The 20,469-nt window shown below is 72.8% G+C and carries 22 protein-coding genes; 12 read left to right on the top strand and 10 right to left on the bottom strand.

Features of this window, described 5'->3' with window-relative positions:
- The first annotated feature begins 53 nt into the window (after positions 1 to 53).
- A complete protein-coding gene (locus ABZY33_RS16765; protein WP_356492317.1) occupies positions 54 to 1,157 on the top strand; it encodes a bifunctional succinyldiaminopimelate transaminase/glutamate-prephenate aminotransferase in 1,104 nt (367 codons plus the stop codon).
- 88 nt (positions 1,158 to 1,245) lie between these two features.
- On the opposite strand, the gene ABZY33_RS16760 is transcribed toward ABZY33_RS16765, so the two are convergent.
- Positions 1,246 to 1,725 (bottom strand): ATP-binding protein, encoded by a 480-nt coding sequence (locus tag ABZY33_RS16760; RefSeq protein ID WP_356492316.1) that lies wholly within the window; start codon positions 1,723 to 1,725, stop codon positions 1,246 to 1,248.
- Between the two features lie 298 nt (positions 1,726 to 2,023).
- Positions 2,024 to 2,956, bottom strand: a complete 933-nt coding sequence (locus ABZY33_RS16755; protein WP_356492315.1) for a heavy metal transporter — start codon at positions 2,954 to 2,956, stop codon at positions 2,024 to 2,026.
- Positions 2,957 to 3,027: 71 nt separating this feature from the next.
- Between ABZY33_RS16755 and dapE the strand changes: the two genes are divergently transcribed.
- Positions 3,028 to 4,110, top strand: a complete 1,083-nt coding sequence (gene dapE / locus ABZY33_RS16750) for a succinyl-diaminopimelate desuccinylase (RefSeq protein ID WP_356492314.1) — start codon at positions 3,028 to 3,030, stop codon at positions 4,108 to 4,110.
- A gap of 87 nt (positions 4,111 to 4,197) precedes the next feature.
- Positions 4,198 to 4,947 (top strand): TIGR00730 family Rossman fold protein, encoded by a 750-nt coding sequence (locus ABZY33_RS16745; RefSeq protein ID WP_356492313.1) that lies wholly within the window; start codon positions 4,198 to 4,200, stop codon positions 4,945 to 4,947.
- 3 nt (positions 4,948 to 4,950) lie between these two features.
- Here ABZY33_RS16745 and folP read toward each other — a convergent pair whose 3' ends face one another.
- On the bottom strand, positions 4,951 to 5,811 hold the full coding sequence (folP, locus tag ABZY33_RS16740) for a dihydropteroate synthase (RefSeq protein WP_356492312.1): 861 nt from the start codon (positions 5,809 to 5,811) through the stop codon (positions 4,951 to 4,953).
- A gap of 143 nt (positions 5,812 to 5,954) precedes the next feature.
- On the opposite strand from folP, the gene ABZY33_RS16735 reads away from it, so the two are divergent.
- Both ABZY33_RS16735 and ABZY33_RS16730 read left to right on the top strand, forming a co-directional pair.
- On the top strand, positions 5,955 to 6,347 hold the full coding sequence (locus ABZY33_RS16735; protein ID WP_356492311.1) for a DivIVA domain-containing protein: 393 nt from the start codon (positions 5,955 to 5,957) through the stop codon (positions 6,345 to 6,347).
- Positions 6,344 to 6,937, top strand: a complete 594-nt coding sequence (locus ABZY33_RS16730; protein ID WP_356492310.1) for a DNA-3-methyladenine glycosylase I — start codon at positions 6,344 to 6,346, stop codon at positions 6,935 to 6,937. The genes ABZY33_RS16735 and ABZY33_RS16730 overlap by 4 nt, the downstream gene beginning before the upstream one ends.
- A 22-nt stretch (positions 6,938 to 6,959) precedes the next feature.
- Here the strand turns inward: ABZY33_RS16730 and ABZY33_RS16725 are convergent, their stop codons facing one another.
- A complete protein-coding gene (locus tag ABZY33_RS16725) occupies positions 6,960 to 7,763 on the bottom strand; it encodes an enoyl-CoA hydratase-related protein (protein WP_356492309.1) in 804 nt (267 codons plus the stop codon).
- Positions 7,764 to 8,084: 321 nt separating this feature from the next.
- Here ABZY33_RS16725 and ABZY33_RS16720 point away from each other — a divergent pair, with 321 nt between their 5' ends.
- Complete coding sequence (locus tag ABZY33_RS16720) at positions 8,085 to 8,249, top strand: DUF3117 domain-containing protein (RefSeq protein ID WP_356492308.1); 165 nt, start codon at positions 8,085 to 8,087, stop codon at positions 8,247 to 8,249.
- Positions 8,250 to 8,339: 90 nt separating this feature from the next.
- Here ABZY33_RS16720 and ABZY33_RS16715 read toward each other — a convergent pair whose 3' ends face one another.
- Positions 8,340 to 9,038: an O-methyltransferase gene (locus tag ABZY33_RS16715; protein WP_356492362.1), complete on the bottom strand. Its 699-nt coding sequence runs from the start codon at positions 9,036 to 9,038 to the stop codon at positions 8,340 to 8,342.
- A gap of 145 nt (positions 9,039 to 9,183) precedes the next feature.
- Here ABZY33_RS16715 and sigE point away from each other — a divergent pair, with 145 nt between their 5' ends.
- From sigE to ABZY33_RS16690, 5 genes are all read left to right on the top strand, one after another.
- Positions 9,184 to 9,963: an RNA polymerase sigma factor SigE gene (gene sigE / locus ABZY33_RS16710; protein ID WP_356492307.1), complete on the top strand. Its 780-nt coding sequence runs from the start codon at positions 9,184 to 9,186 to the stop codon at positions 9,961 to 9,963.
- Positions 9,960 to 10,955 (top strand): zf-HC2 domain-containing protein, encoded by a 996-nt coding sequence (locus ABZY33_RS16705; protein ID WP_356492306.1) that lies wholly within the window; start codon positions 9,960 to 9,962, stop codon positions 10,953 to 10,955. Before sigE ends, ABZY33_RS16705 begins: the two co-directional genes overlap by 4 nt.
- A 130-nt stretch (positions 10,956 to 11,085) precedes the next feature.
- Entirely contained in the window at positions 11,086 to 13,119 is a 2,034-nt protein-coding gene (locus tag ABZY33_RS16700; RefSeq protein WP_356492305.1) for a trypsin-like peptidase domain-containing protein, read from the top strand.
- A gap of 165 nt (positions 13,120 to 13,284) precedes the next feature.
- A complete protein-coding gene (locus ABZY33_RS16695; RefSeq protein WP_356492304.1) occupies positions 13,285 to 13,764 on the top strand; it encodes a sec-independent translocase in 480 nt (159 codons plus the stop codon).
- Positions 13,765 to 13,898: 134 nt separating this feature from the next.
- The gene (locus ABZY33_RS16690; RefSeq protein ID WP_356492303.1) at positions 13,899 to 14,555 is read left to right on the top strand and encodes a hypothetical protein; all 657 of its coding nucleotides are present in this window, start codon (positions 13,899 to 13,901) and stop codon (positions 14,553 to 14,555) included.
- A 52-nt stretch (positions 14,556 to 14,607) separates the two neighbouring features.
- On the opposite strand, the gene ABZY33_RS16685 is transcribed toward ABZY33_RS16690, so the two are convergent.
- Genes ABZY33_RS16685 through ABZY33_RS16675 form a run of 3 tightly spaced genes read right to left on the bottom strand, consistent with a single transcriptional unit; the run spans position 14,608 to position 17,658 of the window.
- Complete coding sequence (locus tag ABZY33_RS16685) at positions 14,608 to 15,741, bottom strand: Mrp/NBP35 family ATP-binding protein (RefSeq protein ID WP_356492302.1); 1,134 nt, start codon at positions 15,739 to 15,741, stop codon at positions 14,608 to 14,610.
- Between the two features lie 44 nt (positions 15,742 to 15,785).
- Positions 15,786 to 16,355 carry a DUF1003 domain-containing protein gene (locus ABZY33_RS16680; protein WP_356492301.1) on the bottom strand — a complete coding sequence of 190 codons (570 nt, stop codon included), beginning with the start codon at positions 16,353 to 16,355 and terminating at the stop codon, positions 15,786 to 15,788.
- Entirely contained in the window at positions 16,345 to 17,658 is a 1,314-nt protein-coding gene (locus ABZY33_RS16675) for a CBS domain-containing protein (RefSeq protein WP_356492300.1), read from the bottom strand. Before ABZY33_RS16675 ends, ABZY33_RS16680 begins: the two co-directional genes overlap by 11 nt.
- 189 nt (positions 17,659 to 17,847) lie before the next feature.
- Between ABZY33_RS16675 and ABZY33_RS16670 the strand changes: the two genes are divergently transcribed.
- Positions 17,848 to 18,600 carry a hypothetical protein gene (locus ABZY33_RS16670; protein ID WP_356492299.1) on the top strand — a complete coding sequence of 251 codons (753 nt, stop codon included), beginning with the start codon at positions 17,848 to 17,850 and terminating at the stop codon, positions 18,598 to 18,600.
- A 91-nt stretch (positions 18,601 to 18,691) separates the two neighbouring features.
- On the opposite strand, the gene ABZY33_RS16665 is transcribed toward ABZY33_RS16670, so the two are convergent.
- Together ABZY33_RS16665 and ABZY33_RS16660 are read right to left on the bottom strand one after the other, a co-directional pair.
- Entirely contained in the window at positions 18,692 to 19,207 is a 516-nt protein-coding gene (locus ABZY33_RS16665) for a hypothetical protein (protein WP_356492298.1), read from the bottom strand.
- Positions 19,208 to 19,239: 32 nt separating this feature from the next.
- Complete coding sequence (locus ABZY33_RS16660) at positions 19,240 to 20,370, bottom strand: magnesium and cobalt transport protein CorA (RefSeq protein ID WP_356492297.1); 1,131 nt, start codon at positions 20,368 to 20,370, stop codon at positions 19,240 to 19,242.
- Between the last annotated feature and the right edge of the window lie 99 nt (positions 20,371 to 20,469).

The raw sequence follows: 20,469 nt of genomic DNA, 5'->3' as shown, positions 1-20,469 counted from the left end.
CCCCCTCACCAGCACCGCACGAGGGCCCTACGCAAGAGAAGTGAGCTGACCAGGTGTCCGCAGTCCCCGCTCCCGTCGACCGCCTCCCCACCTTCCCCTGGGACAAGCTGGAGCCGTACAAGAAGACGGCCGCGGCGCACCCGGACGGCCTCGTCGACCTCTCCGTCGGCACGCCCGTCGACCCGGTGCCCGAGCTGGTCCAGAAGGCGCTGACGGATGCCGCGGACTCGCCCGGCTACCCGACGGTGTGGGGCACCCCGGAACTGCGCGACGCGCTCGTCTCCTGGTGCGGACGGCGCCTGGGCGCGCGGGGCCTGGCCCACACGAACGTGCTGCCCGTGGTCGGGTCCAAGGAGCTGGTGGCCTGGCTCCCGACGCAGCTGGGCCTCGGCCCGGGGGACACGGTGGCCTACCCGCGGCTCGCCTACCCGACCTACGAGGTGGGCGCCCGGCTGGCCCGCGCCGGGCACGTCGCCTACGACGACCCGACCGACCTCGACCCGGCCGGCCTCAAGCTGCTGTGGCTCAACTCCCCGTCGAACCCGACGGGCCGCGTCCTCGCCAAGGACGAGCTGACCCGCATCGTGGCCTGGGCCCGCGACCACGGCATCCTGGTCTTCTCGGACGAGTGCTACCTCGAACTGGGCTGGGAGGCCGACCCGGTCTCGGTCCTGCACCCGGACGTGAACGGCGGCTCGTACGAGGGCCTGGTCACGGTCCACTCGCTCTCCAAGCGCTCGAACCTGGCCGGGTACCGGGCCGCGTTCCTCGCCGGTGACGCCGCCGTCCTCGGCGACCTGCTCCAGATCCGCAAGCACGGCGGCATGATGACCTCCGCCCCGACCCAGGCGGCGGTCGTCGCGGCGCTCGGCGACGAGGACCACGTCCACGAGCAGCGCGCCCGGTACGCGGCCCGCCGCGGGCTGCTGCGCGAGGCGCTCACCGCGCACGGCTTCCGCATCGAGCACAGCGAGGCGAGCCTGTACCTGTGGGCGACCCGCGACGAGTCCTGCTGGGAGACCGTCGCCCACCTCGCGGAGCTGGGCATCCTGGTCGCGCCGGGCGACTTCTACGGCGAGGCGGGCGAGCGGTTCGTCCGCGTCGCGCTGACCGCGACGGACGAGCGCGTCAAGGCGGCGGTGGCCCGCCTGTCCTGACGGGCCGTCGGCCGCCGCGCGGGCACGGGAACGGGGGTGCGGGGAGCGATCCACTCCCCGCACCCCCGTCTCACCGGTCCTCCGGCGCTCAGCCGAGCGGCAGCTGCTTGACCGGCAGCTGGTCGGTGGGGAGCCCGCCGGCGACCGGCAGGCCCTTCGGGGCGAGCGAGTCGGTGGGCAGCTCACCGGCGACCGGAAGACCGCGGTCCGTCGCCGTGCCGGCGGTCTGGCCGACCACGTCACCGGCGCTGCCGGCCAGGTCGCCCGCGGCCTTCTGCGCCGCCGGGGTGGCGGTCTTGGCGGCCTTGCCGACCGTCTTGCCGGCGGCGGGCACCGCCGTCTTGACGGCCTTGCCGCCGGTGTCGCCCGCGAGACCGCTGACGTTCCGGGAGGCGCCGTCGACGGTGTTGCCCACGTGCGCGCCGTCCAGCGCGGTCACACCACCGAGGTCGGGCGTGGCCGGAAGCTCGGCAGCGCTCGCGGAGCCGGCCGCACCGACCACGGGGGCCGCACCCGCCGCTACGAGCAGCGCGACGCGGGCGATCCGGCGGGTCAGGGGGAGGGACATGGTGCTCCTTAGACGGGAGAGAGACTCGGTCGTCCGGCTGCCGTGCGGCGGCCGGACGCCGTGACAACAGCCCCAGGGCCCAGGAAGGTTGCGGGTCGGCGACGTAAAGGGTTCGCAATGCGTCGCATTATCGGCTCCGGATAAAAACGGGCAAACGTCATGACCAGCGCGGCGCTGCAAAACCCTTACGCCCCTGCGCCCCCAAGGCCCGTGCGGGCCGGGCGGCGCGGCGCCCGGCGGCTGCGGCCCGGGACAGCCCTGACCGGTGGGGCGCCCCTCGATCGGGTGATCGTCCGCACTATTGAGCGGTGACGATACGGACCTCGTCGCGGGCCTGCGCCGAGGCCGGGGAGGCACCCGCCGCCGGCGTCCTGCGCCATCCGTTCCCCGTCTCCCGCGCGACCCACTCCCGGCCCGCATAGGCAACGCGTTCGATACGCAACGCGGACGAGTTGGCGACGGCCCACTGCGCCAGCTCCCAGCCGCGCTGCCGCTCGCCGCCCTGCGCCGACGCGACGGACGCGGGCACGGGCACCCGCACCGAGTGCCGGTCGCGACCGCGGGCCGGTGCCACGTCCCGCCCGAAGTCCCGGACGAGCGCGGCCTCCACGCGCGCGGGAGTACCGGTCTTCGCGGGGCCGCCCGGACCTCCCTCACAGGTCAGGGTGGCCGCGGCCCGCCCGGTCAGTGAGGCGGACAGCAGCGTGGCGTCCGGCTCGTGCTTGGCGTACGCCTGCGGATAGCCACTGCGCTGCACGCGCTGCGCGGCGACCGTCAGCGGCAGCCGCGAGTAGCCGGGGACCTTGTCCAGGCGCGCGTAGAACCGCTCCGCCGCGTACGCCGGGTCCATGATCTGCTCCGCGCTGCCCCAGCCCTCCGAGGGGCGCTGCTGGAACAGGCCGAGCGAATCGCGGTCGCCGTGGCGGACGTTGCGCAGCCCCGACTCCTGCAGCGCCGTCGCGAGCGCGATGGTGACGGCGCGCTCGGGCATGCCCCGGGAGGTGCCGACCGCGGAGATGGTCGCCGCGTTGGCCGCCTGTTCGGCGGTGAACTCGTAGCGCGCTCCGGCGCCCTCGCCGTGGCCGGCCGCGACGACCGCGCATCTCGGGGTGGGCCGGCTCCCGGTGGCGTACTGCACGGCCACATAGGCGGCCACGGCGAGCATCACGACCACGGCCGCGCCGATGCGCGGCAGGCGTCCGCGCCGGACGGGGGAGGAGGGCTCTGGCACGCCTCCAAGGTACTGGAGGGCGGCACGAGGGGTTACCGACGCGTCACATGGTGGGCGATAGGGTCGGCGGCATGGACCGCACCTCACTCGACCTCACGCAGGACGCCGCTCTCCTCACCGCCCAACTGGTCGACTTCGCCTCACCCAGCGGCAGCGAGAAGGAGCTGGCCGACGCCGTCGAGGCGGCCCTGCGCCCGCTGTCGCACCTGACGGTCGACCGGTACGGGAACAACGTCGTGGCGCGCACGAACCTGGGCCGCGCCGAGCGGATCATCCTCGCCGGCCACATCGACACCGTCCCGATCGCCGGCAACGTGCCCTCCAGGCTCGACGCGGACGGCACCCTGTGGGGCTGCGGGACGAGCGACATGAAGTCGGGCGTCGCGGTCCAGCTGCGGATCGCGCAGACGGTCACCGAACCCAACCGCGACCTCACCTTCGTCTTCTACGACAACGAAGAGGTCGCCGCGCACCTGAACGGCCTCGGACACGTGGCCGAGGCCCACCCGGACTGGCTGGCGGGCGACTTCGCGATCCTCCTGGAGGGCACCGAGAGCCTGGTCGAGGGCGGCTGCCAGGGCACGCTGCGCGTCATCCTGAAGGTGAAGGGCGAACGGGCCCACTCCGCGCGCGCGTGGATGGGAAAGAACGCCATCCATGCCGCGTCCCCGATCCTGGAGAAGCTGGCCGCCTACGAGCCGCGCAAGCCGGTCGTCGACGGCCTGGAGTTCCACGAGGGCCTGAACGCGGTCCGCGTCGAGGGCTTCGTCGCCACGAACGTCATCCCTGACGCCTGCGCCGTCACGGTCAACTTCCGCTACGCGCCCGACCGCTCGATGGCGGAGGCCGAGCAGTTCGTGCGGGACTTCTTCGCCGACTGCCCGGTCGACGAGTTCGTCGTGGACGACCACACCGGCGGCGCCCGCCCCGGCCTCACCCACCCCGCCGCGGCCGCCTTCCTGGCCGCCGTGGGCGGCGAGGCCCGCCCCAAGTTCGGCTGGACGGACGTCTCCCGCTTCAGCGCGCTCGGCGTCCCGGCGGTGAACTACGGGCCTGGCAACCCGATCTTCGCCCACAAGATCGACGAGCGTGTCGACACGGCCCTCATCCTGGAGGCGGAGAAGCGGCTCGCCTCCTGGCTCACCGCTTCCTGATACTCCGAGGTCCCGCCTCCGTAACCCGCGTAGACCTACCCTTGCTCTACGTAAGCGCGCGATACCTGCGCATGGAGGGAGCGGACCATGAGCAACCCGGAGGGCAAGGGGCACCCCAAGGAGCAGCGGACGGGGCCGGTGATCCGTCGCCGCGACCAGGTGCAGCCCGGGACGAGTGACCAGCGTCTGCTCGACACGGAGGGCCCCTCGGGCTGGGTGCACACCGACCCCTGGCGGGTCCTGCGCATCCAGTCGGAGTTCATCGAGGGCTTCGGCACCCTGGCCGAACTGCCGCCCGCGATCAGCGTGTTCGGCTCCGCCCGCACCCCGGTGGACTCACCGGAGTACGCGGCGGGCGTCGAGATCGGCAGAGCCCTGGTGGAGGCCGGTTTCGCGGTCATCACCGGCGGCGGGCCCGGCGCCATGCAGGCGGCGAACCAGGGCGCGGTGGAGGCCAAGGGCATCTCGGTCGGCCTCGGCATCGAGCTGCCCTTCGAGCAGGGCCTCAACCCGTACGTCGACCTGGGCCTGAACTTCCGCTACTTCTTCGTACGGAAGACCATGTTCGTGAAGTACGCCCAGGGCTTCGTCGTGCTGCCCGGCGGCCTCGGCACCCTGGACGAACTCTTCGAGGCGCTCACCCTCGTGCAGACCACCAAGGTGACCCGCTTCCCGATCGTCCTCTTCGGTACGCAGTACTGGAGCGGCCTGGTCGACTGGCTGAAGAACACGGTGATCGCGCAGGGCAAGGCGAGCGAGGTCGACCTGCTCCTGTTCCACGTCACGGACGACGTGGAGGAAGCGATCTCCCTGGTCACCAAGGAGACCGGGAACTAGCGGTCAGGCCAGTCCCCGGCGGGCGACCGCCGGGGGCCGGTGCCCCGCGATGGACGCGACCATGTCGAGGACCTGGCGGGTCTCGGCGACCTCGTGCACCCGGTAGACCTGCGCCCCGAGCCACGCCGAGACCGCCGTCGTCGCCAGCGTCCCGATCACCCGCTCCTTGACGGGCCGGTCGAGCGTCTCGCCCACGAAGTCCTTGTTGGAGAGCGAGACGAGCACCGGCCAGCCGGTCTCCACCATCTCCGGCAGCCGCCGCGTCGCCTCCAGGGAGTGCCGCGTGTTCTTCCCGAAGTCGTGCCCCGGGTCGATCAGGACGGACTCACGCGGCACCCCGAGCGCGACGGCCCGCTCGGCGTAGGCGACCGTGACCTCCAGGATGTCCGCCATCACGTCGTCGTACGTGGCCCGGTGCGGGCGCGTGCGGGGCTCGGCCCCGCCCGCGTGCGTGCAGACGAGGCCCACCCGGTGGCGGGCCGCGACCTCGGCGAGCTTGGGGTCGACGCCGCCCCACGCGTCGTTCAGCAGATCGGCGCCCGCCGCGCAGACGGCCTCACCGACCTCGTGCCGCCACGTGTCGACGCTGATGATCACGGACGGGAAGCGGCGCCGCACCTCCGCGACGAAGCCGACGGTCCGCCGCGCCTCCTCCTCGGCGTCGACCTCCTCGCCGGGGCCCGCCTTCACGCCGCCGATGTCCACGATCGCCGCGCCCTCGGCCACCGCCTGCTCGACCCGCGCGAGCGCCGGCTCGTCCTGGAAGGTGGCGCCCTGGTCGTAGAAGGAGTCCGGGGTCCGGTTCACGATCGCCATGATCACCGGCTCGTGCGCGGCGAACTCGCGCCGGCCCAACCTGAGCATCCCTGTGACTCTCCTCTGGATCCCATCGCAACGGTCGCCTGCGACCTTAACCGTCGGTGCGGCATGGCACGATCGGGGTCGGACGGTTTCGGGACGCCCGTGTACGCAGGTACCGGCCCGGTAGAGCCCAGGGGACGGCAGCGATGGTCATGTTCTTGTTTCTGGTCGCCGCGCTCGTCGTGGTGGTCGCGGCGGTGACGCTCGCGGTCCTCGGCGGCGGTGACGGCGGCGCCCTGCGGGACGAGCCGGCCCAGTTCTACGCGGACCCGCTGCCCCCGGACCGCCCGCTGGCCCGCGGGGACGTGGAGGAGCTGCGCCTGCCCACCGCCGTACGCGGCTACCGCATGGCGGAGGTCGACGACGCGCTGAACCGGCTCGGGGCGGAGCTGGCCGAGCGCGACGCCCGCATCGCGGAGCTGGAGTCGGCCCTCGACACGGCGCACGCGCGGGCCCGCGGACCCGTCGACCGCGCGCCCGACCACGGCTACGCACCGCCCGGCGGGTACGGGGACGAGCCGGGGGAGGACTTCCGATGAGCACGCCCCCGGGAGGAGCGGTCCCCGGCCCGGACGGCAGGCTGCGCTGCCCCTGGGGCCTGTCGACCCCCGACTACGTCGCGTACCACGACCAGGAGTGGGGCCGCCCGGTCCACGGCGACGACGCGCTGTTCGAGCGCCTGTCCCTGGAGGCGTTCCAGTCGGGCCTGTCCTGGATCACGATCCTGCGGCGCCGCGAGACCTTCCGCGCCGCGTTCGCCCACTTCAAGATCGCGGACGTGGCGGCCTTCACGGACGCCGACCGCGAGCGCCTCCTCGCCGACCCCGGCATCATCCGCAACCGGGCCAAGGTCGACGCCACGCTCGCCAACGCGCGCGTGCTCGCCCAGTGGTCCCCGGGCGAGCTCGACGAGCTGATCTGGTCGCACGCCCCCGACGCGGCAAGCCGGCCGGTGCCGAGGACGCTGGGCGACGTACCGGCGATCACCGAGGAGTCGCAGGCGCTCTCCAAGGCCCTCAAGAAGCGCGGCCTGCGCTTCGTGGGGCCCACGACGGCGTACGCGCTGATGCAGGCGTGCGGCCTGGTCGACGACCACCTGCGGGACTGCGCGGTCCGGGCGGCGGCCTGAAAGCCGCGCGTGAGCGCTCCCGCTAGCGGCCGAGGTAGTCCGGCTTCTCCTTGGCGATGAAGGCCTGGACGGCGATGCCGTGGTCCTCGGAGGCCCCGGCCCGCGTCTGGAGCTCGTCCTCCTTCTCCAGGGCCTCCTCCAGGGAGTGGTCCGCGGCGAAGGCGACGGACTCCTTGAGCGCGGCGTAGGCGACGGTCGGCCCCGTGGCGAGCATCAGGGCCAGCTTGCGCGCCGTCTCCGCGAGTTCCGCGGCGGGCACGATCCGGTGCACCGCGCCCAGCTCGAACGCCTCCTGCGCGGAGATGGTCCGCGGGAAGAGCAGCAGATCCAGGGCGCGCCCGGGGCCGACGAGCCGTGGCAGCGTCCAGGAGACGCCGGAGTCGGCGGTCAGGGCCACGCCGGCGAACGAGGTGTTGAACGACGCCGTGTCCGCCACGATCCGGTAGTCCGCGCAGAGCGCGAAGCCGAAGCCCGCGCCGGCCGCCACGCCGTTCACCGCGGCCACCACCGGCTTCTTCATCCCGGTCAGCGCCCGCACGATCGGGTTGTAGTGCTCCCGTACGGTGCTCATGGTCTGCCCCGAGCCGGCCTTCCGGTCCGCCACCAGGGTCCCCACGTGCTCCTTGAGGTCCTGCCCGACGCAGAACGCGCGGTCCCCGGCCGCCGTCAGCAGCACCGCCCGCACCGTCCGGTCCCCGGCGGCGGCCTCCACCGCGTCGCGGAGGGCGACCTTGGCCTCGGTGTTCATCGCGTTCATCGCCTCGGGGCGGTTCAGCGTGATCGTCGCGAGCCCGTCGCTCACCTCGTAGAGCACGGTGTCGGCCATGGCACTCCTCCTATGCGTTCGCTCAGCGTCCGTGCTCAGCATGACGGAGATCACGGCGCCGGGAACGCCCCCGGTATGTGACCTGCGTCAAACAATTCCGCATCGGAAGTGCGGCGCGGGCGGCGCAGTATCGCAGTCACATCGCCGAATTGAGTGGTTTTGCTCAAGCGCGTTGCGTAAGCGATGCCGACCGATGTTGGTCATCGGGTCCCGCGATGCGGGATAATGGCCTGGAAGCAAGGTGTTCGATGCCGGTGACGTGTGCCCGTCCAGAGGGCCGTCGGCTGATGACGTGAGCTGGTTTCAGGAAGGGGAACGAGCATGGCGGCCATGAAGCCGCGGACGGGTGACGGCCCGCTCGAGGTGACAAAGGAGGGGCGGGGCATCGTCATGCGCGTTCCGCTCGAAGGCGGCGGTCGGCTCGTGGTCGAGCTGACGCCGGACGAGGCCGATGCCCTCGGCGACGCCCTGAAGAAGGTCTGCTGACGCGGAAGCGACCCTACCTTTTCGACTGCCCCGGCACACATTGGGTGCCGGGGCAGACGTACGTCCGGCCCGGCTCCCCGAGGGCGCCGCTCAGCGCTTGACGGCGCACAGGAGCCCGTCGCCGACCGGCAGCAGCGTCGGCATCAGCTCCTGGCTCTCGCGCACCGCCCGCAGCAGCTCGCGCAGCCGCACCACTTCCACCGGCTGCGGCCCCGAGTCCACGGTCCGCCCGTCGGCGAAGACGCCCTCGAAACAGACGAGCCCGCCCGGGCGCAGCAGCCGCAACGATTCAGCGAGATAGTCCAGGCTCTCCATCCGGTCGCCGTCGCAGAAGACCAGGTCGTACCCGCTGTCCGCGAGACGGGGCAGGACGTCGAGGGCGCGCCCGGGGATGAACCGGGCGCGGTTGCTGGCGAAGCCCGCCGCGCGGAACGCCTGCCGCGCGAACTGCTGCTGCTCCGGCTCGGGATCGACCGTGGTCAGGACACCGTCCGGTCGCATCCCGTGCAGCAGGTGGATTCCGGACACCCCGGTGCCCGTCCCGATCTCGGCGACGGCCTTCGCGCCGACCGCGGCGGCGAGCAACCGCAGCGCGGCGCCCGCGCCGGGGGACACCGAGCGCAACCCTGCCTCGCGGGCCCGGTCCCGGGCCCAGCGCACAGCGTCGTCCTCGGCGACAAAGGCGTCGGCGAACGCCCAGCTCGTCTGCCGGTTGCCGGTAATGGCCCTCTCCTGTCCCCGCGGTTGCCTGCGCGTGACTTTATCCGTTGGCGCCGGGAACTCGCAGATGGGACCGGCCGTTTAGAGAGGCAGGGGGAGAGAGCGTGCTGGAGCGGGGGGCGGCGGGACGGTGACGGCGACGAAGCGGGCGGCCGGGAGTCGACCGGCAAATCTGAGTAAAAACGCTTATCCGGAGCTAACGGGCGAGGTGGCTATGGTAGGGGCTCCACTGGACACCACCAGAGCTGACAGGGGAGGTGCGGCTGCGCCTGTGGATCGGGGAGGAGTGCTGCGGCGCCTTCTCAGGTCGGCGGGTGAGCCGAGATCCGTGACCGACACCGCTGACCGATTCCGCACCGTCGACTCCGCGCGGCAGACCGCGACCTTTGCCGCTGACGCGGAATCCCAGGCGTGGACTCCGCCCACCTGGGAGGAGATCGTCAGCACGCACAGCGGCCGGGTCTACCGCCTCGCTTACCGCCTGACGGGCAATCAGCACGATGCCGAGGACCTCACACAGGAGGTCTTCGTGCGTGTCTTCCGCTCGCTGTCCACGTACACGCCCGGCACCTTCGAGGGCTGGCTGCACCGCATCACCACGAACCTGTTCCTGGACATGGTCCGCCGCAAGCAGCGCATCCGCTTCGACGCCCTCGGGGACGACGCGGCCGAGCGCCTGCCCAGCCGCGAGCCGTCGCCCCAGCAGGTGCTGAACGACGCGCACTTCGATGCCGACGTCCAGCAGGCGCTGGACACCCTGGCCCCCGAGTTCCGCGCGGCCGTCGTGCTCTGTGACATCGAGGGCCTGTCGTACGAGGAGATCGCCGCGACCCTGGGCGTCAAGCTCGGCACGGTCCGCAGCCGCATCCACCGCGGCCGCTCGCAGCTGCGCAAGGCACTGAAGCACCGTTCGCCCGAGGCCCGCGCCGAGCGCCGCACGCTCGCGACCACGGGGGGGATCCCTGTCCTTGGAGGAGGGGGCGCGACCGCGTGAGTGGATCACGTCTCAACCCCGCCGAGCGCCGGCAGACCGCGACCGACCAGCACCTGGGTGACCGGCTGGCCGCCCTGGTCGACGGCGAGCTGGACCACGATGCCCGCGAGCGCGTCCTCGCGCACCTGGCGACGTGTCCCCGGTGCAAGACCGAGGCCGACGCGCAGCGCCGCCTCAAGAGCGTCTTCGCCGAGGTGGCCCCGCCACCGCCCTCGGAGAGTTTCCTCGCCCGCCTCCAGGGGCTGCCCGCCGGAGATGACGGCGACGACGGCGCGCCACCGTTCGGGGGAGCGGGGTTCGCCACCGGCCGGGCCTTCGGGAGCGGTCCCGGACTCGGGGGCGGCGTCTTCGCCGTGGACCCCGAGCCCTTCGAGTACGTGCCCGCGGGCGCGCACGCCGGCGCGCACGCCGGCGTGCTCCCCGGCACGCAGCGCGGCTTCCGCATCCATGAAGTGGGCCGCCCCGACCGGACCGACAGCGACCGCGCCTCCCGCGGGCGCCGCTTCGCGTTCGCCGCGGCCGGAGCGGTCTCGCTCGCCGCGATCGCACTCGGCGGCGTCACGGCCGGCACCCCGCTCGACAGCCCCGATACGCGCGGCGGCTCGGGCAGCAACGTGACGCCGTTGCGCAGCCAGGCCGCGGGCGCCACGTCCACCTCCGAGACCCAGCGCCGCCGCTCGCCGGCGCCGCTGCTCGGCCAGGGCGGCGGCGCCCTGACGGCGCCGGTCGCGTCGGTGCGGGCGAGCGCGCCGCTGCTGCCGGGCGGCGGGCACAAGGACAGCGCGAGCTATCCCTTCTCGACCCCGCTGCTCTCCGGGGCGGCCCGTCTGTCGCCCCTGATACGACCGACCGCGCCGTTCCCCAGGGTCGCCGTGGTGCTGGAACCGCAGGTGGTCTCCGAACCGCCCGGTTCCGGCACTCCGCCGGTCGGGCCCGCCGCGGCGTCGGCGTCCGCGCCGGTCCTCTCCTCCCGCGCGTCCTCGGTCCGCTGACGCCCCCTGCGCCCGGGGCGGCGAACCTGGTTGAATCCTGGTGAGCCCGCGCTCCGGGTCCGACCCGGAGCGCGCGCGTAGGAGCCCCTGGCGTGGTGCCGGGGGCGAGGTGCGGGGAGAGCGGCGGGACATGGACGAGGGCAAGCCCACAAAGGCGAAGTGGTGGAGCCGCCCCCGACCGGACGCCGGGGGCGCCGCGGATGACGGTGACTGGCATCTGCCCGCGCCTGCGTCCGCGCCGGTGGACGGTGCCGGGGACCCCGCTCTCGGTGGTTCGGCCCCGGGTGGGGCTGATCCGGCGCCCCACGTAGAGCCCGGCCCGCCTGCTGCCCCGATGGGTGCGGACGGCGGTCCCGTACAGCTCGCACAGCCCGCGGACCGGGCAGACGTGGCCGACGCCGTGCCGGACGCGTACCGGCAGCCGCCGGTGGCGGAGGCGCCGCGGCCGCTGCACGACCCCGACCCGTACAGCACGCCTCCGTACGGCGAGCCGGGGCCGTGGGCGCCGGCGCCGCCCGTGCAGCACCCGGCGACCACCCCGGCCCGCGGCACGAGCACGGTGGGCATGAGCACGGCGCCTGGGACGCACCCGGGGGAGGCCGTCGGCGCCCAGCCGGGGCCCTACCCGGGCGAACCCGGCCCGGCCCCGATACAGCCCCACCCGGGCGGCGGGGCGCACGCGGGGGAAACGATCGGCGCCCAGCCGGGGCCCTACCCGGCCGGCCCCGGCCCGGCCCCGCTCCAGTCCCACCCGGGCGGCGCCTCCGCTCAGCCCCAGCCGGGGCCCTACCCGGGCGAACCCGGCCCGGTCCCGCAGCAGCCCTACCCGGGTGACCCGGCCCCCGCCCCCCTGCCCGCGCAGCAGCCCTGCCCCGGCAGCGGTCAGGGTCCGGCCCAGCCGGGGCCCTACCCGGCCGCAGCTCAGCAACCGCCCTACCCGGCCGCGACCCAGCACCCGCCCTACCCGCCGGACCCCGACGCCGCCGCGTCCGGGGGCGGGCCCTGGCAGCGGTACGACCCCTGGGCCGCGCCCGTCGCGGCGGCGGAGCCCCGTGGCGGGAGGCCGAAGCGGGCGGTGGCGCTCGGCGCCGTCCTGCTCGCGCTCGTGGCCGGTGTCGTGGGCGGCGCCATCGGGTCCTACCTGGAACGCAACGGCGGGGCAGAGGTCGAACTCCCGCAGGCCGGCGCCGAGTCCTCCCACCGCGCCCCCGACAGCGTCGCCGGCATCGCCGCCAGCGCGCTGCCCGGCGTCGTCACCATCCACACCAAAGGCTCCTCGGAGCAGGGCACCGGCACCGGCTTCGTCCTCGACACCCGCGGCCACATCCTCACCAACAACCACGTTGTGGAGCCGGCCGGGTCCAACGGGCGGATATCGGTCACCTTCGCGGGCGGCCAGAGCGCCGACGCGGACGTGGTCGGCCACGACAGCGGCTACGACCTCGCCGTCCTCAAGGTCTCCGGCGTCCGCGGCCTCAAGCCGCTGGCGCTCGGCAACTCGGAGAACGTGCGGGTCGGCGACCCCGTCGTCGCCATCGGCGCCCCCTTCGACCTCGCCAACACCGTCACCTCCGGCATCATCAGCGCCAAGGACCGGCCCATCACGGCGGGCGGCGAGAAGGGCGACGGCACCGACGTCAGTTACGTCGACGCCCTGCAGACGGACGCCCCGATAAACCCGGGCAACTCCGGCGGCCCACTCGTCGACACGAAGGCCCGGGTCATCGGCATCAACAGCGCCATCCGCTCCGCCGACAGCGGCTCGGAGGTGGAGGGCGGCCAGTCCGGCTCGATCGGCCTCGGCTTCGCCATCCCGGTCAACCAGGCGAAGCGCGTGGCGGAGGAGCTGATCAACACCGGCAAGGCCACCCACCCGGTGATCGGCGTCACGCTCGACATGGCCTACGCGGGAGACGGCGCCCGGGTCGGTACGAAGGGCAACGACGGCGGCTCCGCCGTCAGCCCGGGCGGCCCCGGCGCCAGGGCGGGCATCGAGCCGCGTGACGTGATCACGAAGGTCGACGGTGTCCGGGTGCACTCCGGCGAGGAGCTGATCGTCAAGATCCGCGCCCACCGCCCCAAGGACGAGCTGGACATCACGCTGGAACGGAACGGGAAGCAGCAAGAGGTGACGCTCGTCCTCGGTTCGGCGGACGGGAACTGACCGGCCGTGGCGCGCGGCGAGGGCCCCGGTGATCCCTGGACGTGGCCCAGTGGCTACCGGACGGACAGCATGGCCGGGTACCGTGGACACCGGTCCGGTGCCGGACCCTGCCACAGACCTGCTACTGAAGACCGCCGCGGGCCGAGGACACGCTAGGAGCGCAAGGTGTTCAACGACATTGGCCCACTGGAGGTCGTCACCCTCGTCGTGCTGGCCGTGCTCGTCTTCGGCCCCGACAAGCTGCCGAAGCTGATCCAGGACGTCTCGCGCACCATACGCAAGATCCGCGAGTTCTCCGACAGCGCGAAGGAAGACATCCGCAGCGAACTGGGCCCGGAGTTCAAGGACTTCGAGTTCGAGGACCTGAACCCCAAGACGTTCATCCGCAAGCAGCTGGACAGTGACGAGCTGGGGCTCAAGGAGATCCGCAACGGCTTCGACCTGAAGAAGGAGATGGCCGAGGTCACCGAGGCGGTGCACACCGTCGGTGAGCTGGAGGACTCCGGCTCCGCGGGCTCCTCCCCGAGCGCGTCCGGCGCCGCTTCCGGCGCTGCGGTGAACATGCGCAAGGGCCCCGACATGGAGAAGCGCCCCGAGAAGCCGGCGGCCGCCGACCGCCCGCCGTTCGACGCCGACGCGACCTGAACCACACTGCTGGGAGCCGGGCCCGCCGGACCCGGTGTGGCATTCTGCCTTGTTGTTGCGCGGACCGGATGTGAGAACGCCCGAGGGGGGCGGGCCGCTGCGGTCCGTACGAGAGCGAGGAGGCGGCCGGGTACATGGAGACGACGAGTCGGGTGGGCGCGCAGGCGCCGGACCCCGAGGGGGCCGAGGCGGACCCCGCGGCCCGGCGCACGGTCGACGGCTACCTGCTGGCGCCCTTCCCCTGGTACGGCCTCGACGAGGCGTTCACGGGACCGCGCTGGCTGATGCAGGTCGGCAGCACGGCGGACGGGTCCGTCGAGCACGGGTCGATCGGGCACGGTGAGGAGCCCTCCGTGCGCAGCGAGGGCACGCAGGACACGGAGCGGTTCGCGGTCGTGGTGACCGTCGCCGCCAACCCCGTACGGCGCAGCGCCGACGGCACGGGCGTGCTGGACGCGACATCGGTCTCGTCCGCGGCCTGGCTGGCCGGGGTCGGACTGCTCTCGTACACCTGGCCGGGCCAGATGGATCACACCCTGCGCGACGACTGGCTCGACCAGCAGACCGAGACGGCCTGGGTGCTCGCCGACGATCTCGGCTCCGAGGACTGGGCGACGCTGTCGCTGCCGGTGGACGGGGTGCCGACGCCGTTCCACTACCGCGAGTCCGAGTACGGCTGGGTGCTGGCCGGGTCCACGCAGGCCGGGGTGCACCTGGGCGCGTACGGGCGGGGCATGAGCGCGTACGGGCTCGCCTTCTCCGTGGTCAAGGACATCGCGGAGCTGGCCTGACGCACGCAAGGCGGGCCGCACCGATCGAGGTGCGGCCCGCCTTCGCGTGCGCTCAGAACTTGTTGCGCGGGGTGAGTCCCAGGGACATGCCCGACAGGCCGCGCTGGCGTCCGCCGAGCTTGCCCGCGATGGCGCGCAGCGCCGAGCCGGCCGGGGAGTCGGGGTCGCTGAGCACCACCGGCCTGCCGTTGTCACCGCCCTCGCGCAGCCGCACGTCGATCGGGATGGAGCCGAGGACCGGCACGGTCGCGCCCGTCGTCTTCGTCAGGCCCTCGGCGACCGTCTGGCCGCCGCCGGTACCGAAGACGTCGACCATCTCGCCGCAGTGCGGGCAGGGCAGCCCCGACATGTTCTCGACGACGCCGACGATCTTCTGGTGCGTCTGCACGGCGATGGAGCCGGCCCGCTCGGCGACCTCGGCGGCGGCCTGCTGCGGCGTCGTCACGACGAGGATCTCGGCGTTCGGCACCAGCTGCGCCACGGAGATGGCGATGTCACCGGTGCCCGGCGGCAGGTCGAGCAGGAGCACGTCCAGGTCGCCCCAGAAGACGTCCGCGAGGAACTGCTGCAAGGCGCGGTGGAGCATCGGGCCGCGCCACACCACCGGCGCGTTGCCGGGCGTGAACATGCCGATGGAGATGACCTTCACGCCGTTCGCCGACGGCGGCATGATCATGTTCTCGACCTGGGTGGGCCTGCCGTCGGCGCCGAGCATGCGCGGGACGCTGTGCCCGTAGATGTCCGCGTCGACGACGCCGACCTTCAGGCCGTCGGCGGCCATCGCCGCCGCCAGGTTCACCGTCACCGAGGACTTGCCGACGCCGCCCTTGCCGGAGGCGACCGCGTAGACGCGGGTCAGGGAGCCGGGCTTGGCGAACGGCACCTCGCGCTCGGCGGTCCCGCCGCGCAGCGCGGCGGCCAGCTCCTTGCGCTGCTCGTCGCTCATCACGTCGAGCGTGACGTCGACGCGCGTGACGCCGTCGACGCGGCCGACCGCCTCCTTCACGTTGTTCTCGATCGTCGAGCGCATCGGGCAGCCGGAGACGGTCAGGTACACGGTGACCGCGACGGCTCCGTCCGCACCGATGTCCACCGATTTGACCATCCCCAGTTCGGTGATGGGTCGCTGGATCTCGGGGTCGTTCACTGTCGCGAGCGCCTCGCGCACCGCGTCTTCCGTAGCCATACGACCGATAGTACGGCGCGGTAACCGGGGCACGGAAAGCCCCGTCAGCGGTCGTCTACGTCACGTCCGCGCCCGGCCTGCGGCGGGAACACGCCGCTGCGCTGCCGCTCCTCCAGCTCCTTGAGGAGGTCCTGCAGTTCGGAGCGGATCCAGTCGCGGGTGGCGACCTCGCCCAGACCGATGCGCAGGGCCGCCACCTCGCGGCTCAGATACTCGGTGTCGGCGATCGACCGCTCGTTCTGCTTGCGGTCCTGTTCGAGGTTGACCCGGTCGCGGTCGTCCTGCCGGTTCTGCGCGAGCAGGATCAGCGGAGCGGCGTACGAGGCCTGGAGCGAGAGCATCAGGGTCAGGAAGATGAACGGGTAGGTGTCGAACCGCAGATGGTCGGGGGCCGCCACGTTCCACGCGACCCAGGCGATGATCAGCACCGTCATCCAGACGATGAACCGGCCCGTCCCCAGGAACCGCGCGATGCGCTCGGACAGCCGTCCGAAGGCCTCGGGGTCGTAGTCCGGCAGGATCCTGCGCCGGGGCGGCAGCGGCTGGTCGAGCCGGGTGCGGGGACGGCGCTGCGTCTCCGCCACGGCCCGCGGATCGCGTTCGTCAGTCGCCATGGGTCACGTCTTCCGGTACGGGGGTGCCTCCTGCGCGGGCGAAGCCGAGGGAATGGGGGAGGAACTCCTGCTCACGCCAGTCGTCGGGCAGCATGTGGTCCAGCACGTCGTCCACGGTCACGGCGCCCAGCAGCGAGCCGCCCTCGTCGACGACGGGCGCCGCGACCATGTCGTACGTCGCGAAGAACCCGGCGATCTCCGGGAGTTGCGCGTCCGGTGAGAGGGCCTGGAGATCCTCGTCGAGGATCGAGCTGACCATCGTGTACGGGGGGTCGCGCAGCAGCCGCTGGAAGTGGATGGTGCCGAGGTACTTGCCGGTCGGCGTCTCGTCGGGCGGTCGGCAGACGTAGACCTGCGCGGCGAGCGCGGGCGACAGGTCGGGGTTGCGGACGCGGGCGAGGGCGTCGGCGACGGTCGAATCCGGGCGCAGCACGATGGGCTCCGTGGTCATCAGGCCGCCCGCGGTCTTGTCCTCGTAGGCCATCAGGCGCCGCACGTCGGCCGCGTCGCCGGGCCGCATGAGGGCGAGCAGGCGCTCCTTGTCGGCCTCGGGGAGTTCGCCGAGGAGGTCGGCGGCGTCGTCCGGGTCCATCTCCTCCAGCACGTCGGCGGCGCGCTCCTCCTTCAGCTTGCCGAGGATCTCGATCTGGTCGTCCTCGGGCAGCTCTTCGAGGACGTCGGCGAGGCGCTCGTTCGTGAGGGCGGCGGCGACCTCGGCGCGGCGCTTGGGGGAGAGGTGGTGCAGCACGTTGGCGAGGTCGGCGGGGCGCAGCTGTTCGAAGGTGGCGAGGAGGTTCTCGGCGCCCTGGCCGTGCTCCTCCACCGAGAAGCCGTCGACGGCGGACCAGTCGACGGTCAGCGCCTCTCCCTTGCGCCGGAAGGTGCCGCCCTTGCCCTTGCGGACGAAGACCCGGTCGATCTCCCAGTCCCGCCGGGCGGGCAGCTGCTGGATGGAGACGTCCAGGACGGTGACCTCCTCGCCCGTCTCCACGAGCCGGACGCGGCGGTCGAGCATCTCGCCGAGGACGAGGCGTTCGGTGGGGCGCTGTTCGAAGCGCCGGACGTTGAGCACGCCCGTCGTGATCACCTGGCCCGACTCGATACCGGTGACCCGGGTCATGGGCAGGAAGATGCGGCGGCGGGTGGAGAGCTCGACGACGAGCCCGAGCAGCCGCGGCGGGCGCCGCCCCACCCGGACCATGGCGACGAGATCGCGTACGCGCCCGACCTGGTCCCCGTTCGGGTCGAAGACGGCGATACCGGAGAGGTGGGAGACGAAGATCCGCGGAGCCACTGCTGCCATGCCTTCGCTTACCACCTTTACTGCTGATTCATCCCTGTATGCGGCCGATTCCGTGGTCAGGCTATCCGGTGCCCGTCGAACACGCCTTTGCGCCTGGCGTCTTCGGGACCCGTACGAGTAACCGCAGATGTCACAGGTACGCTGCCGTACGGCCGCCGAGCCCCATGCCGTACGAGAGGTAGCCCGCCCGTGACCGCACTTCCCCTGCCCCGCCGTGTCCGCAGGACACTACTGGTCGGCGCGCTGTGCACGGGAGCCGCGGCCGGACTCGCGGGCTGCGGCGGGGACGACCCGGACGCCGGCACCAACGGGGTCGGCAAGCTGGCACCCGCCGCTATCCAGAGCCGTACGGTCAAGGCGGCGCAGGGCGCGCAGACCGTGCACCTGGCCGGCACGGTGGTCAGCGGCGGCCGGACGTACAAGCTCGACATGCGGCTGCGGGGCGACGGCGGCTCGGGCTCGGTGACCAGCGGCGCCAGCACGTTCCGGCTGCTGCGCGTCGGCGAGCACCTGTACCTCAAGGCGGGCGCCGACTTCTGGACGCACTCCGACGACGCCGGCAACGGGCCGGGGGACGGCGCGGCCGCGCAGAAGCTGGACGGCAAGTACGTGAAGGTGCCGGCCGGCGATCCGGCGTACAAGCGGCTCAGCACGTTCACGGACAAGGACGTGCTGCTCGACGGGTTGCTCACGCTGCACGGAGCCCTCAAGAAGGGCGACCACGGCACGTCCGGCGGCACCCGCACCATCCAGCTCACCGGCGACGAGGGGGCCGGCGGCACGCTCGACGTCTCCCTGGAGGGCACGGCGTACCCGGTGCGCCTGGAGCGGGCCGGTGGCGCGGGCACCCTGCGCCTGACGGACTGGGGCCACGACTTCACCCTGACGGAACCGAAGTCGACGGAGACGGTGGACTACGGGCGGGCACTCCCGACCTCATAGAACACAGCGGCGAAGATCAAGCCCGTCCGGCGATGGAGGACCGGGGGTCCGGGGGCAGAGCCCCCAGGACTCCACCCCGACCCGGGGGCCCTTATGGCCGACGGCGCCGCCCGAGCAGCCGAGGCAACCCCGCGGGCACCGCGTCACGCGTGGTCGCAGGCGTCGGCACAGGCGGCGCCGCGAGATCACCCTCCGAGGCGGCCGGCAACCCCGCCCCCAGATCGGGCTCCAGCCGGACGATCCGGCACTCCCGGGCCCACCGCGCGGGCATCTCCTCCCCGTCGGCCGCGTTCAGCCGCTTGCCCTTGAGCTCCGCGACGGCCGCGTCCCACGCCTGCGTACCGGCCGCGACCTCCACGACCGTCGCCCGCCAACCGACGATCCGCCCGCCCTTGTCCTTGCTGCGTACGGTGACCGTGGCCGCGCCGCCGTCGGCGAGGCCGGGCAGCGGCTGCTCGCCGGGCCCGTCGCCGACCACGAGCGCCGCGCCCTCGTGCCACACGTGCCACAGCGCGCGCTCCACACCCTGTGCGCCGCGGACCCAGATGAGCCCGGACTTCTTGGTGGCCTCCTCGACGAGGGCGGCATCGAGCAGTTCAGTCGTCATGCGGCCAGCCTAACGAGGGCGGCCCCGGCCGCTCACAGCCAGCCGTTGCGCTTCAGGGTCCGGTGGATCGCGAAACAGGCGGCGACGGTGACGCTCAGGACGAGCGGATAGCCGAACCGCCAGTGCAGCTCGGGCATGTGCTCGAAGTTCATGCCGTACACCCCGCAGACCATGGTCGGCACGGCGACGATCGCGGCCCACGAAGTGATCTTGCGCATGTCCTCGTTCTGCGCGACGGAGGCCTGGGCGAGATTGGCCTGGAGGATGGAGTTGAGCAGTTCGTCGAAGCCGACGACCTGCTCCTGCACGCGCTCCAGGTGGTCGGCGACGTCCCGGAAGTACTTCTGGATGTCCGGGTCGATCAGCCGCATCGGCCGCTCGCTCAGCAGCGCGAGCGGACGGCGCAGCGGAGCGACGGCACGCTTGAACTCCAGTACCTCGCGCTTGAGTTGGTAGATGCTGCCCGCGTCGGAGCCGCGCGGGGCGCCCTTGCCGGTCTGGGAGAAGACCTCGGTCTCGACCTCGTCGATGTCGTCCTGCATCGCGTCGGCGACCGCGAGGTAGCCGTCGACGACGTGGTCGGCGATGGCGTGCAGCACCGCGCTCGGCCCCTTGGCGAGCAGCTCCGGGTCCTCCTGGAGCCGGTGGCGCAGCGCCCGCAGCGAGCCCTGGCCGCCGTGGCGCACCGTGATGAAGAAGTCCCGCCCGGTGAAGCACATGACCTCGCCGCTCTCCACGACCTCGCTGGTGGCGGTGAGTTCGGCGTGCTCGACGTAGTGGATGGTCTTGAAGACGGTGAAGAGGGTGTCGTCGTACCGCTCCAGCTTGGGCCGCTGGTGCGCGTGGACCGCGTCCTCGACGGCGAGCGGGTGCAGTCCGAACTCGGCGGCGATCCCGGCGAACTCGGCCTCGGTCGGCTCGTGCAGGCCGATCCAGGCGAAGCCCCCGTCCCGGCGCACCTGGAGGCGGGCCTCGCGGGGCGTGAGGCAGGCGGGGGAGTCGGCGCGGGCCCCGTCGCGGTAGACCGCGCAGTCGACGACCGCGGAGACGGCCGAGGGGTCGCGGGTGGAGTCGTAGGAGGCACGGGCCTCATTGCCGTACGGGGCCACGCTCTTGCGCAGTGAGGGGCGGACGGCGGCACGCAGGTCGCGGATCATCGACATGGGCAGGCTCCTTCGCGGGCGGGAGCCGCGCCGTGACGGGTGGAACTACCCGGAATGAGGACGTCCGTGCCGATGGGACATGCTGCACGTCCACAAAGC

Origin of the sequence: Streptomyces sp. NPDC006552, assembly GCF_040611655.1 — a bacterium.
Taxonomy (GTDB): Bacteria; Actinomycetota; Actinomycetes; order Streptomycetales; family Streptomycetaceae; genus Streptomyces.
This window is presented reverse-complemented; position numbering and strand designations above follow the sequence as displayed.